Origin of the sequence: Nodosilinea sp. LEGE 07088, assembly GCF_015207395.1 — a bacterium.
Lineage (GTDB): Bacteria > Cyanobacteriota > Cyanobacteriia > Phormidesmidales > Phormidesmidaceae > Nodosilinea.
This window is the reverse complement of record NZ_JADEWX010000017.1, coordinates 32,097-47,014: the sequence shown is the minus strand read 5'-3', so window position 1 is coordinate 47,014 and position 14,918 is coordinate 32,097. Positions and strand designations below refer to the sequence as shown.

Here is a 14,918-nt window from a genome sequence, read left to right as displayed (position 1 = left end):
ATTCAGCTAGCTGTATGGCGATTACCGGCACAACCCAACTTCTCGGCGTTATTGGTGACCCAGTCACCCACTCCCTATCGCCTGTGATGCACAATGCAGCCCTCGCTGAGCTGGGGGCCGACTATCTGTACGTAGCCTTCCCGGTGGCAGCGGCAGGGCTAGCAGCCGCGATCGCAGGCTTTGCCGCCATCGGGGTGCAGGGGTTTAATATCACTATTCCCCATAAGCAGGCGATTCTGCCCCTGCTAGCCGAGGTCACTGCCGAGGCCCAGGCTGTGGGTGCCGTCAACACCGTATGGCGCACCGCAGCGGGCTGGGTAGGCACCAATACCGACGTTGCGGGCTTTATCGCTCCCCTTAAGGCAAAACCCACCTGGACAGGTCGCACAGCTCTGGTGTTGGGCAACGGCGGGGCCGCCCGCGCCGTGGTGGCAGGCTGCGCCCAGCTCGGCTTTGCAGCGGTGCAGGTGGTGGGGCGCAACCCCAATAAGCTGGCGACCTTTGCCGCTAGCTGGCGGGCGTCGCCTCTGGGTGGCCCCCTGACTACCCACGGCTGGGATGCGTTGCCAACCCTCCTGCCCATGGCCGATCTGATTGTTAATACAACGCCGATTGGCATGCACCATGCCGCCGAACAAACGCCGCTGGCCGCCGCTGATTTAGCGCTGGTTCCAGCGACTGCGGTCATCTACGACCTGATCTACACCCCCCGCCCCACCAAATTACTTGACCTGGCGACCCGTCGAGGGTTAGCCACCCTCGACGGCTTAGAAATGCTGGTGCAGCAGGGGGCTGCCGCGTTAGAAATTTGGCTTCAACAGCCCGTGCCAGTGGCTACCATGCGCCAGGCTCTGACCGATTGGTTAGCTTCGGCATAAGATGCCGGCGCTAGGGCAAGAACGCCTGAGGCCGAGCCGCGATCGCCTCAGATGAGGCCACAGTATGCTCAAAGCCGTTGTGGGTCAGCAAATATTGCACCACGTCTGCGACCACCGACCTGAGGGCGCTTTCACTACCGCTGTGGTCTAGGGTCGCGGTGATAATATAGCGCTGACCGCCAACGCTGATCGCTGTCGTTGTGCCCAGCACCTTAGAGTTTCTGCCGGTTTTTTCGCCCAGCCAGGTAATGGGAGCCTGGACGGCAGCATGGCCCAAAGCGCGATCGCGCTGGTTAGCGAGGGCCGTTTCGATTAACTCAGCACCGGGATATTCGTGGTTATAGATCGCCACCATCATGTCAGTGAGTTCGTCGGTGGTGATCACATTGGGGGCGTTGCCAGCATTGGCCGGGTAAGTCGATTCGCCCACTAGCTTGCTAGTCACTCGGGTAGTGGTGTATCCCCGGCTCCGCAGAATTTGGTTAACCCCTTCCCATCCCAGGTAGTCGATCAGCTGATTGGTGGCGATGTTGCCGCTGGCGCTCACCATATCGGCCATGACTTGCTCTAGAGGATACTCGGTTCTAACCCAGGTCGAGCCCGCATCTTCGGTCCAGTTGCTGGGGCTGACCCACAGCGGGGTGGCGGGGGCGGTGCCTTCCTGGTGCAGTTTAGCCATCAGCGCGATCGCAACGGGCACCTTGATTAGGCTGGCCGGGCTGGCGGGGGGCTGATTCCCCTGCCAGCGGCGGCATTCGCGCTGGAGGTTGCAAATCGTCAGCCGGAGCCGCCCAGCTAGGCCCTTTTGATCGGCGATCGCCCGCAAAAAATCAGAGCGAGCAGTGTCATGGTGGTAGGCGGCGATCGCCCGCTCTCCTTCATACTGCCGTTGCTGAACCACTACCTGCATGGCGCCGAAAGTATCGCCAGGAATTTGGTCAAGGGCCAACAGCGCCGCTTCCCAATGGGTTACCACTAGATCTAGCATCGAGGTCGGTAGAAAGGCTGGATCTCCCAAACCACGAGCTGCTGCTGCATGCATCTGAGCCTGGTGCCGCCATTTCTGGGCCTGCTCTTCTTGGCGTAGGCGGTGATCAATCGACCAGAGCTGATCGAGGGCGTCGTCTGACACGACCCCCAGGCCAGACCGGTTGGCCATCGTTACAGCCGGGCGCTGGCGGAGTTCAGCCCGCAGGCGATCGCGGCGGTGATATAGATCCGCCAGGGTGTCTGTCTTAGACAGTGGCACTAATTGACGCTGTAGTTCTGGAGCCCACACCGGTAGCGCAGGCAACACCACACTGGCCAGCAGCATGCCAACCACCATCCCAGGCTTTAATAGCTGCAACCCTAACGCATACATCGACCCCTCAACCCCACGGGAGTAGGCGTTGTCATAGGACAACGCTACTTAATATAGGGCTTTCTAGACTGAAAAAATGCCAGCCAGGGTACATAAGCTCGGTTTTCGAAGCATCGCTCCACCCTGGCTTTATAGGCATCACCTAGCAGCTTTAGTCAGCAGACAACACTAACTGACGATCGACAACCCTATTCCAGCTAGCGGTGAGGTCATCCTCGCTCCGGTAAGCTTCCCAAGGACCAGCATCAAATCCAGCAATATTCCATTGCCCAGCCAGATGATTGCCATCTTCTGAGACAGTACCGACATAATCAATAGAGGGCAGCTGCTGGGTTAAGTAGCGTTTCACAAAGCTAACCTGTCGTCCAGCGACGCGGCCCACGAGCTGGGCTTCGCCCAAATAGCCATCGTCCAAAATGCTACCGCTGAGGGTATTGCCCCCCTGTACCAGGGTGACCTCAAAGCGGGTGGGATGGTCTTGCTGCCAATAGGTACCTAGCCAGGTGCCGCTCAAATCTGCCATAGGTTTTACCTTACACGTACAATCTATACATTGAGCAAGGCAAGGAGTCTGGCCCCATTTATACCCGTCCCCTGGCGCGATTAATCGAAGAGTTTCAGCGGCTGCCAGGGGTTGGCCCCAAGTCGGCCCAGCGGTTGGCGCTACATATTCTCAAGCGTCCCCAGAGTGAAGTGCAGGCCTTAGCCCAGGCCCTGCTAGACGCCAAGACCCAGGTAGGCCAGTGCTCGGTGTGCTTCCATCTCTCGGCTGACCCCGTTTGCGATATTTGCCGGGCCACCAGTCGCGATGGCCAAACGCTCTGTGTGGTAGCCGACTCGCGTGACGTGATTGCGATCGAAAAAACCCGCGAATACCGGGGCCGCTACCACGTGCTGGGTGGCCTGATCTCACCCATGGATGGCATTGGCCCTGAGCAACTCACTATTGGTCCGTTAGTGCACCGGGTCAACCAGGAGGGCACTCAAGAAGTGATTCTGGCCATTAGCCCCAGCATTGAGGGCGACACCACGACCCTCTACGTGGGGCAGTTGCTCAAGCCTTTCACCCGAGTCACGCGCATTGCCTTTGGTCTGCCCATGGGCGGCGATCTAGAATATGCCGATGAAGTCACCCTGGCCCGCGCCCTCGAGGGCCGTCGCGATCTAGATTAAGTCCGGATTTAGCTAAGTCTTATACAATTCTGAATCTGTTTTGGGTTGCCCAGTCCGTAGGTTAGATTAAGGGTGCATGCCCCATAGGCTTATGGTCTATCCAATCCTATGGCTGTTGCTATAGAGATCGTTGTCACAGATTGATCTAAGGGGGCCACTGCCCCGTTTTTACCCCTAGGCATCCATGGGAGTTTTTCTCTACTTTTTGCGCCATGGCCAAACCGCCTACAGTCTCACAGGTGGCTACTGCGGTATGCCTGAAAACGATCCCGGCCTTACCCCAGAGGGGGTAGCCATGGCCGAAGAATTTGCCAGTACCTATGCCCATCTGCCCTGGACGGCCGCCTATATTAGCCCCCTACGGCGGGCGGTGGAAACCGCTCGGCCCCTGTGTGAAGCACGGGGGCTAGACATGCATCTGCGCGATGGCCTGCGAGAGGTAATGTACGGTCGCTGGGAGGGCATGCATCCCTCGGCGGTCGATCGGGAGCACCACGATGAGTATGTGGCCTGGCTCACCGACCCTGCCTGGTACGCACCAGTCGGGGGCGAGCGCGCGGTAGATATTGCCCGGCGGTCGGCTCAGGTGCTCGATGAAATCGAACGTACCCACGCCAATGGCCATATTTTGCTGGTTTCTCATAAGGCCACCATTCGCATTATGCTGTGCACTCTGCTGGGCATTGATGTCGGTCGTTACCGCGATCGCATGGATATGCCTGTCGCAGCCGTCAGTGTCGTCGAACTGGGCCAGCGGGGTCCCCTATTTCACACCATTGCCGATCGCTCCCATCTGAGCGACCAGCTGCGATCGCTTCCCTGCACCTGAGGCCAGCCCCCTATGCCCCTGAGGCTATACCTGCTCCGCAATGCCGAAACCGAATACTGCCGCACGGGTCGCTACTGTAGCCAGGATGGGGTAGCGCTGACAGATCGTGGCCAGCAGATGGCTGACTATTTTGCTAAGGCCTATCACCACCTCGACTGGAAGGCGATTTTTTGCAGTCCCCTCAACCACGCTGCCGCTACGGTGCAGCCCCTCTGTCAGATTACGGGGCTCGGCGTGCAGCAGCGCTATGGCTTGCGAGAGCTATCCTTTGGCCAGTGGGAAGGCATGGCCCCCGCCACCGTTAATAAGACCTTTCACGACGACTACATTCGCTGGCTGGCCGACCCCGCCTGGAACACCCCGACCCAGGGTGAAAAGGCTATGCAGGTGGCCCGCCGCAGCTCTAACGTACTGGCTGAGATCGAAGACACCTATCCCGATGGCAATGTGCTGGTGGTTTCCCACAAGGCCACCCTGCGCATCGTGCTCTGCACCCTGCTCGGCATTGATGTCGGGCGATATCGCGATCGCCTCGCCATGCCCGTCACTGCTGTTTCTCTAGTCGAGCAAATGGACTATGGCCCCTTTGTGCGCCAACTCAACAACTGCTCTCACCTCCCCCTGCATCTGCGTCGCCCCTGGGCCGGTAACGGCTCTGATAGCTGAGCAGATCAACCTAGCAGCTCTATCCCAGGGCAGATGGCAGCGGCTATACAATTCACTGCGATCAAAGATGGGCGCGATCGCGCTGCACCGGTCTCGATTTCTCGTCAACCACAACTCACCCGTTAGCCCCTATGTTGACTCGGTTTACACTAGTTTTACGACCCCTGGTATGGCTCGGCCTCTTGGGCAGTTGCACCCTATCTACCGCGCCCAGCAGCCCTCCTGCTCAGCCTTCGGCAGCCGCCCCAGAGGCTGTCACCGATACAGGGTCTGTCACCGATACAGAGGCTGTCACCGATTTAGAGAACCCAATTGCCACCGTCAATCAGGTCAACCCCGTCACCGTAGTGACAGGTCTAGAACACCCCTGGAGCATGGCTTGGTTACCCAATGGTGACATGCTCATCACCGAGCGCCCTGGCCGTCTACGCCGAGTTAGCAATGGTGTTTTAGAGCCGACCCCCCTCTCGGGATTGCCCAACGTCCTGGCCCTGGGACAGGGAGGCCTGCTGGATATCGCCCTCCATCCACAGTTTGAAACCAACGGCCTGATTTACCTGGCCTATGCCGCAGGCACTCGGCAGGCCAACCGTACCCAGGTAGCCCGGGCCCGTCTGCAAGGCGATACCCTCACCGATTGGACGGTCATTTTTGCCAACAATCGCGATAAATCGGGGGGGCAACATTTTGGTTCACGCCTGCTATGGCTGCCCGACAACACTCTGTTGGTCGCCATCGGCGACGGTGGCAACCCACCCTTAGAGCTGGAAGGCAACCTGATTCGCAATCAGGCCCAAAACCGCCAGACCCTGCTAGGATCCATCGTCCGCCTCACGGACACTGGGGAGGCACCCAGCGATAACCCCTTTGTCGATACCCCTGAGGCCAATCCCCTGATTTGGAGCTACGGCCATCGCAACATTCAGGGGCTAGCCCTCGACCCCGCCACTGATCAGGTGTGGGCGACCGAACACGGCTCCCGCGGCGGCGATGAGTTAAATCAGCTGGCCGCCAGCGAGAACTATGGATGGCCGGTCGTCACCTTCAGCGAAGAATATTCTGGTGGCCCGATCTCAACCGAGCAGTCACGCCCTGGGATGGTCGATCCGATCACCCACTGGACGCCCGCGATCGCGCCCTCTGGGCTAGCCATATACCGGGGCGATCGCTACCCTCAGTGGCAAGGGCAAATCTTTGCTGGCGGTCTAGTCTCCCAGGATGTCAAGCGCATTGAGGTAGACGTCAACGGCAATGTCATCAATGAAACGGCCATTCCCATTGGTCAGCGAGTTCGGGACGTGCGCCAGGGGCCCGACGGCTTTCTCTACGTGCTTACCGACGACCCGAATGGCCGTCTTGTGCGCCTAGACCCTGCGGTTCAATAGCTGAAGCCAGCGTTAGGCAGCATAGTCAAACACGGCATCTAGGTATAGACGATTAATCCGGCGATCGCTGATACCGTTTTGCATCAGAAACAGCGACAAGGCCGCACAAAACACCCGATGCTGACTCCAGGAAGGATGGGTTTCTACATAGTCGCGCATGGCCTCAAACAGCTCCTCCGGCACCTCTACATTAAGGCTAATTCTGGGTGCCATTGCCGCCATTGATTGCTCACTCATCTCCACTTCCCCAAGCTGAAAGTTCACACCAGAACACCACCCACTATCAACCCAAACCACAACCTGGATCCCTTGCCGTAAAGGAACTTCAGATGCGTTAACTAGGTCAAGACAGAAGCGCTGTATACGTTGGTCGCACCATTGTCACCAGAGTGCTGGGGGATGTCAATCTTGCCAAGCCTGCCCCTATCCGCTAGCCCCTATCAGTCGCAAACGAAGCGCTAAGGGTTTCAGCGATCCCCATTGCTTTCATCAGTAGCAGTCGCTACACAGGAGATCTTGTGTACCTGTGGACAATGCCAATCCACAGCCTTAGCTGCAAACCCCATTCTCCGTTTGATTCTGGGGAAATAAAGTCTAATTCTGGGGAAAACCTTGGGGAAAACTCATATAAAAAAGAAAGAAAATATAAATTTCGCTAGTTTTAAAGTTTTTAATGTTGTAGGTAACCCACTGATGGCGATCGAGCAGGGTTGTCACTCAGCTTACAGATCAACCCGGAGGCGATTCTTCCTCAGGTAACCGCTCCAGGGCATCTAGCGAGGCGTCGTGACATAGCTCGTCGAGAGCTTGCCTTTGACTACGCCGTGAGGAGCGACGGTATCGTTTAGATTGCAGCCGAGGCTCATGGTGGTGCTGCCCTTTTTGTCCTACCCTGACTTTGAGCACAGCTTCGGGATCTCGCTGCTGAAGCTGTAACGCTTCGTATGCAATGGCCTCCTCTAGCAGCGTGAGATAAAGTTCGTAGCGAGGCCAATCGGGGTCTACAGCACAGCCAGGAGTGCCCTGGTGCAGACAGTCGTTGAACTGGCAGCGGCCTAAGGCTAATCGCTGACGAATCTCAGGAAAGCACTGGCCTAAGGCCAGCGGTGTTAGGGCCAGATCAGGCTGATTAAAGCCGGGAGTGTCCGCCAAGAATCCGCCAGCCGGCAGCTCAAATAGCTCCACATGGCGGGTCGTGTGGCGGCCTCGGGCGAGCTTGCCCGACACGGTTCCAGTTCGCAGACTAACCCAGGGAATGAGCTGATTGATCAGGCTTGACTTACCTACCCCAGATGGCCCCGAAACAACCGTTGTGCGGCCCCTCAGCCGCGATCGCAACCCATCTAGAGAGGCGCTATCTCGAACACTCATCACCTGTGGCGTATAACCCCATCGCGGTAACTGGGTTTGCCAATATTGCACGCTGGCAGGGGTTGCCAAGTCTTGTTTATTGAGGCAAAGGCTTACCGGCACCCCGGTTGACTCAGCCTTCACCAAAAACCGCCCCAACTGCTGGGGATCAAGATCGGGTTCAGTCAGGGCGAATACCAGCAGAATCTGGTCAGCATTGGCCATGGGTGGGCGATCGAGCATCGTTTGGCGCGGGTGTATTGCCGCGATCGCACCCCGCCCCGCAGCCCAGTCTACGGCCTCCAAATGCACCCAATCTCCTACCATCACCCGTTGCCCGGTCTTCTTTAACCGCGCCCGACGAGTGCACAACAGCACCTGCCCTACGATCCCTAGATCACCTGGTGATTCTAGCCGTACCCGATAATAGTTAGCCTGAATCGCGACAACGCGCCCCCACGACTCAGCACCCGTCTCTAAAGCAATGCCTTCACTCGCCTCATCGGGTACCATCACCTAAGCCGGGCGACGTACGCGTAGGGCAAAGTAATCCGCACAGTCTTCCAACTGCTCCACCAGATACCCCTCCATCGTCAGGCTATCTGGAACCTGCTCCACCGGCTCTCCACTGTCCAGCCAAACCTCAAGCAAAGCACCAGGAGCCATCTTTTCGAGCTGTAGCTTAGTGCGCACAAAGTTAATCGGACAGGGAGTACCCCGCAGGTCTAGACAATCATCGGGCCGGGTAGACATCACGCTACTCATCCGCGAAATAGACCTCCTAAGAAACCTTCAATACCGCCTCGATTTACCTTCTCACCCCGAATTTCCGCTAGTTTCTCGATTAGCTCTCGCTCTTCGGGCTTCATGCGGGTAGGAATATCTACCTGCACCATGATCAAATGGTCGCCGCGGCTAACAGGGTTACCCAGCTTGGGCACACCACGATTCTCTAGGGTGAGCACAGTACCTGGCTGAGTTCCTGCAGGTATCTCTAGTTCCTCCGGGCCATCTACCGTATCAATAGTCAATGTGCAGCCCAAAATTGCTTGCAGGTAGCTAATTTTTAAGTCAGAGAGGATGTTGATACCATCGCGCTTAAAGGCAGCATCTTCGGCCACAAACAAGTAGACATAGAGATCTCCTGCCGGCCCCCCCCGTAGCCCAGCATCCCCCTCACTCGACACCCGCAGCCGAGTGCCATTGTCGACCCCAGCAGGCACTGTAATTTTAAGCTTCTTCGTCTCTTGGTTCTGACCGCTACCCCCGCAGACGTCGCAGCGATTCTCAATGACCTCACCAGTACCGCTACAAGTAGGACAGGCCGATACCTGAGTAAAACTGCCAAAGGGCGTGCGCGTAGCCCGACGTACCTGCCCGGTACCGCTACAGGTACCACAGGTGGTGGGGCGAGTGCCGGGCTTAGCCCCGCTGCCTGTGCAGGTACCGCAGGTTTCTAGATGGCTAATCTTGATTTCTTTTTCGCCACCAAACACGGCCTCTTTAAAGTCAAGTCGCAGGTCGAGGCGGAGGTCATCTCCCCGAGTTGGTCCTCGTCTTCGCCCGCCTTGGCCCTGCCCCCCCGAAAAACCGCTAAAGAAGCTTTCAAAGATGTCGGCGAAACCACCCATGTCGCCAAAATCTTGATACCCTCCAGCCCCTGCAGCGCCGACTCCAGCTTCACCGAAGCGATCGTAGCGGGCGCGGATCTCAGGCTCAGAAAGCACCTCATAGGCACGATTGATCTCTTTAAATGTATCCTCAGCCCCAGGATCTTTGTTGACATCTGGGTGGTACTTACGAGCTAAGCGGCGATAGGATCGCTTAATTTCATCTTGATCGGCGTTGCGCGAAATACCAAGAATGTCATAGAAATCACGGGCCATAGGGGGCTACCTAGACAACTCCAGCAACAATCAAACATTAAACCATTTTAAAAGGAGTGCACACCTTGGCTAGGTGGGATACCCGCCCTATTATTTCCCCTACGCGCTAGTCAATCGCTTCGTAATCAGCTGTCACAGTGGCATCTAGCTCTCCCTCACTGTCGTAGCCATCGTCATACTCACTATCGTAGGTTGCGGCATCGTCATCCTCTACGCCAGCGTAAGCCGATGCCGGAATGTCCATATCCACATCGGCACCAATATCTGCTTCACGATAGAGATTAGCGCCTACGGCAAAAATAGAGGCCTGTAAAGCATCGATACAGCCCTGGAAGGTGAAGATGTCAATGCTCGAATCATGAGTGGCTGCACGCAACTCACTGGCTTTTGCTTCCAGCGCAGCGCGAGCTTCATCATCGAGCAAACTACCGTGATCGCGTAGGGTGGCTTCGTAGCTATAAAACAGATTATCGGCTCGGTTGGTAAGTTCTGCTAGCTGGCGCCGCCGTTCATCTTCATCAGCGTAGGCTTCAGCCTCAACCCGCATGCGATCAACCTCATCATTGGTGAGGCCGCCCGTGTTGGTAATACAGATACTCTGAGCCCGTCCCGTTCCCTTATCGAGAGCAGATACTTTGAGAATCCCATCGGCATCGATTTCAAAAGATACCTCAATCTGCGGCACTCCACGGGGAGCGGGGGGAATACCCGTCAGCTCGAACTTACCCAGGCTCTTATTATCTCTGGCCATGGCCCGCTCACCTTGCAGGGCATGAATCTCGACTGAGGTTTGCCCATCGGTGGCTGTGGAAAATACCTGGGATTTACTAGTGGGAATAGTGGTATTGCGCTCAATCACTTTCGTAAAGACTTCTCCAAGGGTCTCAATACCGAGGGAGAGCGGCGTCACGTCGAGCAGCAGTAAGTCTTTAACTTCGCCTCCTAACACCCCGGCTTGAATGGATGCCCCTAGAGCGACTGCTTCGTCAGGATTCACCGAGCGATCGGGAGATTTACCATTGAAGTAACTGCTGATCGCCTGTTGCACGGCTGGAATACGGGTAGAGCCACCTACCAGTAAAATGCGATCGATTGCCTCAGGGCCCAAGTCCGCATCCTTTAAAGCCTGTTTAACCGGTTCTAGGGTCGCTTGAACAAGTTCTGATGCAAACTGTTCAAATTGGGACCGAGTCAGCGCCATTTCCAAGTGTTTTGGGCCTGATTCATCAGCCGTAATAAACGGCAAATTAATTGAAGTCGAGGGCATACTCGACAACTCGATTTTTGCTTTTTCAGCCGCTTCGCGAATGCGCTGCAGAGCCATGCGATCGGCAGATAAGTCAATCCCTTCCTGTTCCCGGAAGGCCGCTGTCATCCACTCAACAACGCAATTATCGAAGTCATCTCCACCGAGGTGATTGTTACCAGCAGTGGCTTTTACCTCGAAGACACCGTCTCCCAACTGCAAGATAGAAACATCGAAGGTACCGCCGCCGAGGTCAAACACCAGCACCATTTGGTCTTGGTCTTGCTTGTCTAGGCCATAGGAGAGAGCTGCGGCTGTCGGCTCATTGATAATACGCAGCACCTCTAAGCCAGCAATAGTACCGGCATCTTTTGTAGCCTGTCGCTGAGCATCGGTAAAGTAAGCTGGCACCGTGATAACGGCCTGAGTAACCTCAGCACCCAGATAGGACTCCGCATCCTGCTTAAGTTTTTGCAGAATCATGGCGGAGACTTCCTGGGGCGTAAACGCTTTACCACGAATCTGGACATCCACAGTATCGTCACGCCCGTTGACGCAAACGTAAGGCACTCGACTGCGCTCAGCCTCCGTATCTTCCCACCGTCGACCAATGAAACGCTTAATGCTGTAGACGGTATTTTCAGCGTTGGTGACCGCCTGCCGCTTAGCCAATTGCCCTACCAAGCGTTCGCCGTTTTTGCCAAACCCGACAATGCTGGGCACGGTGCGCCCTCCTTCAGTGCTGGCAATTACAGAGGGTTTACCGCCTTCTAGCACGGCAACACAGCTGTTAGTTGTCCCTAGGTCAATGCCGATTACTTTACCCATAGCCTGCGGTGCTCAATTTAATCGTTCGCCATAACTCTTGCGAGGTTAGCCTGGGTCATAGTTGACGCGGGCTAATTGTGGTTAGTTTGCCCGCTTACCACCAAAAAGTTACCCTGCACCTCAATGATTTATGGCAACGCCTGGGCTGAGCTAAATACCGCTGCACACACAAGATACTTAATAGTCTCTGTCAGCTCCCCATCACCGTAACCTACTCAGTCACCTCATTATCGACATCAGCATCTTCAGGAGGGGCCGCGACCTTGACCATGGCATGGCGCAAGACTCGTTCACCTAATTGATAACCACGCACGAATTCTTCAATGACTACCCCTTCTGGGTGATCGGCAGTAGGCTCACGCATCACCGCTTCGTGCAGTAGCGGGTCAAATTCTTGACCTTCGGCGCGCATAGCGGCAACCCCGAGGCGCTTTAAGGTTTCAACCAATTGCTTATAGACGCTCTGATAACTTTTGTGAATAGTCATCTCGGCCTCGGTCTGGGGTTTAATTTGCGATCGCGCCCGCTCAAAGTTATCGACCACCGGCAACAGCTCAATTACCGTGTCGCCCTTGATCTGGGTAGTCAAGTCCTCTTTTTCTTTACTAGTGCGCTTGCGATAGTTCTCAAAGTCAGCAGCAATGCGCATCGACTGGTTAGCACGGTCTTCAAGTTGAGCTTTGAGACCGACTACCTGGCGCTCTAAATCGCTGACCACAGCTGCTTCGACACCCTCGTTTGAGGGGTGAGTCTCGCCCTCAGCGGATTCTACTGTAGCTGCCGCCGCTTCGACCACATCATCAAAATCTAGGTCATTGATGTCGCCTTCTTCCAGAATTTCTTCAATCGCCTCAGGCTCAGAGGAAGGATCGTGTTCGGCTTGGTGGATATCGTCAACCATTTTGATACGTAACCCGACGGGTGAATGCAACAGTTCAATAGCTTTAGGTTAGCCAGGGGCGAGCCTCAACCGTTGAGGCTCGCCCCTGGTATTGGCCACAATTCTATCGTGGATTGTAAATTTCACGGCTACTCGCTGAGGCAACTCGTACATCCAGCCTGGGAAATGGCCTGCGGTTCGCCCTGGTGCAGATAAATTGGATGAGGGTATTATCGAGACTACGGGGTCACACGAAGGGATGAGCGATCGGGCATACTAGCCGACGCAGTCCCTCACTTAGGGCATACTGCCTGCATACGGTTAGGTTCAGGCCTTTTTTCATCGGTACTTTGGCATCAGCGCTATGACTAATTCCTCCTCCCGGCGAGCTCTGGTACTGCAACGGAGCTTTTCACCCTTCGGCAACAAGCTCATTCAATCTGGCTATGTAGACTCTGAGCAGATGCAGAAGGCTCTGGCGGAGAGCCGTAAGAACGGCCAATCGCTTACTGACGTGCTGGAGTCTTTGACGGGGCAACAGTTATCCCCCGAGCTGCTACGTCAGTACAAAAAACAACAGCTCTTTGAGCTCAAAATTCTCTATGGCGTTGAGTCTCTAGACCCTGAGCTCAATGATATTTCCCCGGCCCAGATTGGTCACCTGATCGACACCCTGATCCCCGTCGATATCTGCCGCCGACATCGTCTCGTACCATTATCCAAGCATGACGATGAGTCACCTTCTGTGCTGGTTGCCATGGTCGATCCTGAGAACTTAGAGGCCCAGGACGACCTCACCCGTATCTTGCGGCCACAAGAGTTGGCGCTTAAGCGTATGGTGATTACGGTTGAAGACTATCAGCGCTTAATGTCAACCTATTTGGATGATGCTGTTGCTAGACAGAAAAAAGAGGATCTAGACGCCGCTGTAGATGTTAACACCAGCCTAGAGGAGCTAGATTTTGGTGAAGGTGGCCTAGAAGAAGTCATTGATGAGGAGGCTGACTTAGGAGCCGCACTCAAAGATGCTGGCGCTGCTCCTGTCATTGCCCTAGTCAACAAGATTCTAGCCAAGGCATTGCAGGAAGGGGTGTCTGACATTCACATTGAACCCCAAGAGGAGTTTTTACGAGTGCGCTTTCGCAAAGACGGGGTGCTCAAAGAAGCTCTGCCTAAGATGCCGAAGAAAATCATCCCTGCCGTTACTGCCCGATTCAAAATCATTGCTGAGCTAGATATTGCGGAACGTCGAGCGCCTCAGGATGGTCGCATTCGGCGAGTATTTCAAGGCCGTAAGGTTGACTTTCGGGTCAATACTCTACCCAGCCGTTGCGGCGAGAAGGTGGTACTGAGAATTCTCGACAATTCCACGACTCAGCTGGGTCTTGACAAACTCATTACCGACCCTACGTCACTGCGCATCGTTCAGGAAATGGCCTCTCGCCCATTTGGTCTGCTGCTGGTGACCGGGCCAACGGGCTCGGGTAAAACCACAACGCTTTACTCCGTGCTCTCAGAGCGTAACGACCCTGGCATCAATATCAGTACGGCCGAAGACCCGATTGAATACACGTTGCCTGGTCTAACCCAGGTGCAAGTAATCCGTGAGAAGGGCATGGACTTCGCATCGATTTTGCGGGCATTTTTGCGACAAGACCCCGATGTCATTCTGGTGGGTGAAACCCGCGACCGTGAAACGGCTAAGACGGCGATCGAGGCAGCCCTCACCGGGCACCTTGTATTGACTACCCTACACACCAATGATGCCGCTGGCGCGATCGCCCGCCTTGATGAGATGGGGGTAGAGTCATTCATGGTATCTAGCGCTTTGATCGGGGTGCTTGCTCAGCGGCTTGTGCGCAAAGTCTGTTCAGAATGTCGTGTTGCCTACAACCCGAGTATCGAGGAGCTAGCTCACTTTGGCCTCACTGCCGCAGCCGATGCCGATATCACGTTCTATAAAGCCAACACCCTTTCTGTTGAAGAAATAACGGCTGCCAAAGAGGGCAACCGCCTATGCTCTACCTGCCAAGGGGGAGGCTACAAAGGTCGAGTTGGCGTCTACGAGGTTTTGCGGGTTACCGAGCGGCTCCAACAGCTGATTTCTGAAGGTGCGCCAACTGAGCATATCAAAGAGGCTGCCGTCGAAGAAGGCATGCAGACTCTGCTTTCCTATAGTCTCGACCTAGTGCGCCAGGGTTACACTACCCTTGAAGAAGTAGAGCGAGTAACGTTTACAGATACAGGGCTAGAGGCTGAGTTGAAGGCTAAGCGCAAGGCCTCGCTTACTTGCTCCTGCTGCGCCGCCGAACTTCAGCAGGAGTGGCTTGACTGTCCGTACTGTCTGACCCCTCGATTCCACGATTAGTTAGAGCTTTGCTCATTGCGGCGACATGATGCAGCTTTAAATTGGGCATCTTGTTACCAATAATTG

14 protein-coding genes are annotated in these 14,918 nt (G+C 55.6%); 6 read left to right on the top strand and 8 right to left on the bottom strand.

Features of this window, described 5'->3' with window-relative positions; translation table 11 throughout:
- Positions 1–14: 14 nt before the first annotated feature.
- Entirely contained in the window at positions 15–878 is an 864-nt protein-coding gene (locus IQ254_RS06750; RefSeq protein WP_193965407.1) for a shikimate dehydrogenase, read from the top strand.
- Positions 879–888: 10 nt separating this feature from the next.
- Here IQ254_RS06750 and IQ254_RS06745 read toward each other — a convergent pair whose 3' ends face one another.
- Positions 889–2,283 (bottom strand): serine hydrolase, encoded by a 1,395-nt coding sequence (locus IQ254_RS06745; protein WP_193965406.1) that lies wholly within the window; start codon positions 2,281–2,283, stop codon positions 889–891.
- Between the two features lie 109 nt (positions 2,284–2,392).
- Positions 2,393–2,764: a hypothetical protein gene (locus IQ254_RS06740; protein WP_193965405.1), complete on the bottom strand. Its 372-nt coding sequence runs from the start codon at positions 2,762–2,764 to the stop codon at positions 2,393–2,395.
- 56 nt (positions 2,765–2,820) lie between these two features.
- On the opposite strand from IQ254_RS06740, the gene recR reads away from it, so the two are divergent.
- The 4 genes from recR (at position 2,821) to IQ254_RS06720 (ending at position 6,294) form a co-directional block, all read left to right on the top strand.
- Positions 2,821–3,414, top strand: coding sequence for a recombination mediator RecR (recR, locus tag IQ254_RS06735; RefSeq protein ID WP_193965423.1), 594 nt, complete (start codon positions 2,821–2,823; stop codon positions 3,412–3,414).
- 184 nt (positions 3,415–3,598) lie between these two features.
- A complete protein-coding gene (locus IQ254_RS06730) occupies positions 3,599–4,243 on the top strand; it encodes a histidine phosphatase family protein (protein WP_193965404.1) in 645 nt (214 codons plus the stop codon).
- Between the two features lie 12 nt (positions 4,244–4,255).
- Positions 4,256–4,909 (top strand): histidine phosphatase family protein, encoded by a 654-nt coding sequence (locus IQ254_RS06725; RefSeq protein ID WP_193965403.1) that lies wholly within the window; start codon positions 4,256–4,258, stop codon positions 4,907–4,909.
- 131 nt (positions 4,910–5,040) lie between these two features.
- A complete protein-coding gene (locus IQ254_RS06720; RefSeq protein WP_193965402.1) occupies positions 5,041–6,294 on the top strand; it encodes a PQQ-dependent sugar dehydrogenase in 1,254 nt (417 codons plus the stop codon).
- Between the two features lie 12 nt (positions 6,295–6,306).
- Here the strand turns inward: IQ254_RS06720 and IQ254_RS06715 are convergent, their stop codons facing one another.
- The 6 genes from IQ254_RS06715 to grpE form a co-directional block, all read right to left on the bottom strand.
- A complete protein-coding gene (locus IQ254_RS06715; RefSeq protein ID WP_228040264.1) occupies positions 6,307–6,531 on the bottom strand; it encodes a DUF2811 domain-containing protein in 225 nt (74 codons plus the stop codon).
- 492 nt (positions 6,532–7,023) lie between these two features.
- Positions 7,024–8,157 (bottom strand): small ribosomal subunit biogenesis GTPase RsgA, encoded by a 1,134-nt coding sequence (rsgA, locus tag IQ254_RS06710; protein ID WP_193965401.1) that lies wholly within the window; start codon positions 8,155–8,157, stop codon positions 7,024–7,026.
- A 3-nt stretch (positions 8,158–8,160) separates the two neighbouring features.
- On the bottom strand, positions 8,161–8,409 hold the full coding sequence (locus tag IQ254_RS06705; protein ID WP_193965400.1) for a sulfurtransferase TusA family protein: 249 nt from the start codon (positions 8,407–8,409) through the stop codon (positions 8,161–8,163).
- Complete coding sequence (gene dnaJ, locus IQ254_RS06700; RefSeq protein ID WP_193965399.1) at positions 8,406–9,530, bottom strand: molecular chaperone DnaJ; 1,125 nt, start codon at positions 9,528–9,530, stop codon at positions 8,406–8,408. Before dnaJ ends, IQ254_RS06705 begins: the two co-directional genes overlap by 4 nt.
- A 106-nt stretch (positions 9,531–9,636) precedes the next feature.
- Positions 9,637–11,604, bottom strand: coding sequence for a molecular chaperone DnaK (gene dnaK / locus IQ254_RS06695; RefSeq protein ID WP_193965398.1), 1,968 nt, complete (start codon positions 11,602–11,604; stop codon positions 9,637–9,639).
- Positions 11,605–11,815: 211 nt separating this feature from the next.
- A complete protein-coding gene (gene grpE, locus IQ254_RS06690; protein WP_193965397.1) occupies positions 11,816–12,505 on the bottom strand; it encodes a nucleotide exchange factor GrpE in 690 nt (229 codons plus the stop codon).
- Positions 12,506–12,848: 343 nt separating this feature from the next.
- Here grpE and IQ254_RS06685 point away from each other — a divergent pair, with 343 nt between their 5' ends.
- Positions 12,849–14,852, top strand: coding sequence for a GspE/PulE family protein (locus tag IQ254_RS06685; RefSeq protein WP_193965396.1), 2,004 nt, complete (start codon positions 12,849–12,851; stop codon positions 14,850–14,852).
- Positions 14,853–14,918 lie beyond the last annotated feature (66 nt).

Coding starts and splice junctions, on each gene's coding strand:
- IQ254_RS06750 (WP_193965407.1), top strand. CDS start 15: ATGGCGATTACCGGCACAACCCAACTTCTCGGCGTTATTGGTGACCCA.
- IQ254_RS06740 (WP_193965405.1), bottom strand. CDS start 2,764: ATGGCAGATTTGAGCGGCACCTGGCTAGGTACCTATTGGCAGCAAGAC.
- IQ254_RS06730 (WP_193965404.1), top strand. CDS start 3,599: ATGGGAGTTTTTCTCTACTTTTTGCGCCATGGCCAAACCGCCTACAGT.
- IQ254_RS06725 (WP_193965403.1), top strand. CDS start 4,256: ATGCCCCTGAGGCTATACCTGCTCCGCAATGCCGAAACCGAATACTGC.
- IQ254_RS06720 (WP_193965402.1), top strand. CDS start 5,041: ATGTTGACTCGGTTTACACTAGTTTTACGACCCCTGGTATGGCTCGGC.
- IQ254_RS06715 (WP_228040264.1), bottom strand. CDS start 6,531: ATGAGTGAGCAATCAATGGCGGCAATGGCACCCAGAATTAGCCTTAAT.
- rsgA (WP_193965401.1), bottom strand. CDS start 8,157: ATGGTACCCGATGAGGCGAGTGAAGGCATTGCTTTAGAGACGGGTGCT.
- IQ254_RS06705 (WP_193965400.1), bottom strand. CDS start 8,409: ATGAGTAGCGTGATGTCTACCCGGCCCGATGATTGTCTAGACCTGCGG.
- dnaJ (WP_193965399.1), bottom strand. CDS start 9,530: ATGGCCCGTGATTTCTATGACATTCTTGGTATTTCGCGCAACGCCGAT.
- dnaK (WP_193965398.1), bottom strand. CDS start 11,604: ATGGGTAAAGTAATCGGCATTGACCTAGGGACAACTAACAGCTGTGTT.
- grpE (WP_193965397.1), bottom strand. CDS start 12,505: ATGGTTGACGATATCCACCAAGCCGAACACGATCCTTCCTCTGAGCCT.
- IQ254_RS06685 (WP_193965396.1), top strand. CDS start 12,849: ATGACTAATTCCTCCTCCCGGCGAGCTCTGGTACTGCAACGGAGCTTT.